This window comes from Streptomyces sp. LS1784 (genome assembly GCF_020103755.1).
Lineage (GTDB): Bacteria > Actinomycetota > Actinomycetes > Streptomycetales > Streptomycetaceae > Kitasatospora.
On the sequence record NZ_JAHSQD010000919.1, the window covers coordinates 1 to 2,082 of the forward strand.

At 71.2% G+C, this 2,082-nt stretch carries 1 protein-coding gene and 1 pseudogene; both read left to right on the forward strand.

What is annotated here, in order from left to right; translation table 11 throughout:
• Positions 1-582: pseudogene (locus tag KS423_RS44225) on the forward strand (hypothetical protein); the annotation flags it as partial.
• A gap of 117 nt (positions 583-699) precedes the next feature.
• Positions 700-2,073: an NUDIX hydrolase gene (locus KS423_RS44230; protein ID WP_224285325.1), complete on the forward strand. Its 1,374-nt coding sequence runs from the start codon at positions 700-702 to the stop codon at positions 2,071-2,073.
• Positions 2,074-2,082: the final 9 nt, after the last annotated feature.

Below are 2,082 nucleotides of genomic sequence, written 5' to 3' on the forward strand. Positions count from 1 at the left end.
CCCGGCGCCCTCGCGCTACTGGAGGACACCGAGCCGGGCGACCCCTGGGAGGACGCCGTCACCGCGGTGCTCACCGCGCTGTGCCGCCCCGGCGACACCAGCACCGCCGAAGCCGCCATCGGCCACTGCCTCGCATTCGAGCCGGACGAGGGCCTGGCCGTGTTCGCCGCCCGCCTCGTCCTGACCGCGCTCGACGCCGCTGGACCGGACACGCCCGCCGCCCGAAACCTGATCGAGGAGCTGTCCAGCCGAACGGGTGAATCGGGTGACGGTTACGCGCTGCGCGAGCTTCTCGCCCATCAAGGCGTCCGCGACCGCCTCGAACCTGGCCTGACGGCCGCGCTCGAACAGGCTCTCGCCGCCTGCGCACTGGGCTCCGCCGTCCTACCCGAGCCCGTTCGCGACCGGCTGGAAGACGCCCTGGGCCGCGCCCGTGCGGTGCTCGAAACGTCCCCGTTCGACCCGGGCTCACCCGGGGGTAATCCACTTGAACGCCGCACTCGAACAGCACCATCATCGGACGCCAGCCGCCCGCAGAACCCTCATGAACTCGGTTCCCGATTAGGCCACTTGGTCATCTGAGTGTCCAGTACAGCAGTACCGTGCACCCGCACACCGACCCGTATCCGGAAGACCTGTGGCGAAGACCGACACCGACCCGCGGGCTGTGCCCGCCCGACAGAGCGAGGAGTCCTCCCAGTGATCAATTTCAATGTGCTGACCGACCTGGCCCTCCGCGAAGGCATCGAGCGGATCGGCGTCGGTGTGGTGGTCCGCGACGCCTCCGGCCGGGTCCTGATGATCCGCCGGGCCGCGCACGACGTCCTGCCCGGCCTGTGGGAGTACCCGGGCGGCGGGCGGGAGGACGGCGAACCCGTGCCGGCGGGCGCGGCGCGTGAGCTGGCCGAGGAGACTGGGCTCACCGGCCTGGCGCTCGAGTACGTGCGGCACCTGGACTTCGTCAACCAGCGCGGCTTGCGGGTGCGGCAGTTCGTCTTCACCGCGGTCGTGCCGGACGGCACCCCGGTCGTCCTCTCGCCCGACCACGACGGCCACCAGTGGGCTCCTGCCGACCGACTGCCCTCGACCAGCGAGGGCCAGCGCACGGTGATCGAGTGGCTCACCGACCGCCTGGCCCTCTCCGGCTGGCGGCCGGTCGGCGGCTACCTCACCACCGTCGCCCGGCCCAGCTCTTACGGCTGCTTCCTGGTCACCGACCCCCAGGGCCGCGTCCTCGGGATGCGTTCCACCATCAACCCGGGTGTGTGGAACTTCCCCGGCGGCAACGTCGAGCACGGCGAAACGCCCTTCACCACCGCCGTGCGCGAGGCTCAGGAAGAACTGGGACTCGACCTCGTCGCGGAGAACCCCGAGGTCATCGCCCGGAAGCGCCTGGTCGCCGTCATCCACGAGCAGGCCGACACCGAGTACCCCGTCCCCGTCTGCGGCTACGTCTTCGACGGCGGCGTCCTCACCGCCGAGCAGCAGGCCCGCATCCGCCTCGATCCGGCCGAGCACACCGAGTGGCGGTTCGAGACGATCCACGACTGGCACGCCCACATGAACCCGGACCGCTACCGGCGGCTCCTGCAGATCCTTCGCGCCCACCGCTCCGGCACGGCTCTCTACCTCGAACGGCCCGGAACGATCGACGACTTCGAGGGCATCATGGTCCTCGTCACCGACCCGGCCGGGCGACTGCTGATGCACCACCGCGACGACGAACCCGGCATCGCCTGGCCCGGCTTCTGGACCCCGATCGGAGGGTGGCGGGAGGCCGACGAAGCCCCGCAGGAGACCGCGGCCCGTGAGGTCCGCGAGGAGGCCGGGATCGAGATCACCCGGGTACGGCCGGTGCCCGGCCCGCAGCACGACCTCGTCTCCCCGCTCGTCCGAGTCCTGCACGCCCACTGGGACGGCCCCGAAAGCGACCTGCGACTCGGCGACGAGGGCCTGGCCGTACGCATGGTCCCCCTCGCCGAGGTACTGGACCTCAAGGTCCCGCCCTACATGCACCACTACCTGCCACTTCTCGCCGCGGCGGCCGACCAGCCCACCGGGAGGAACTCGTGACCCAGTTCG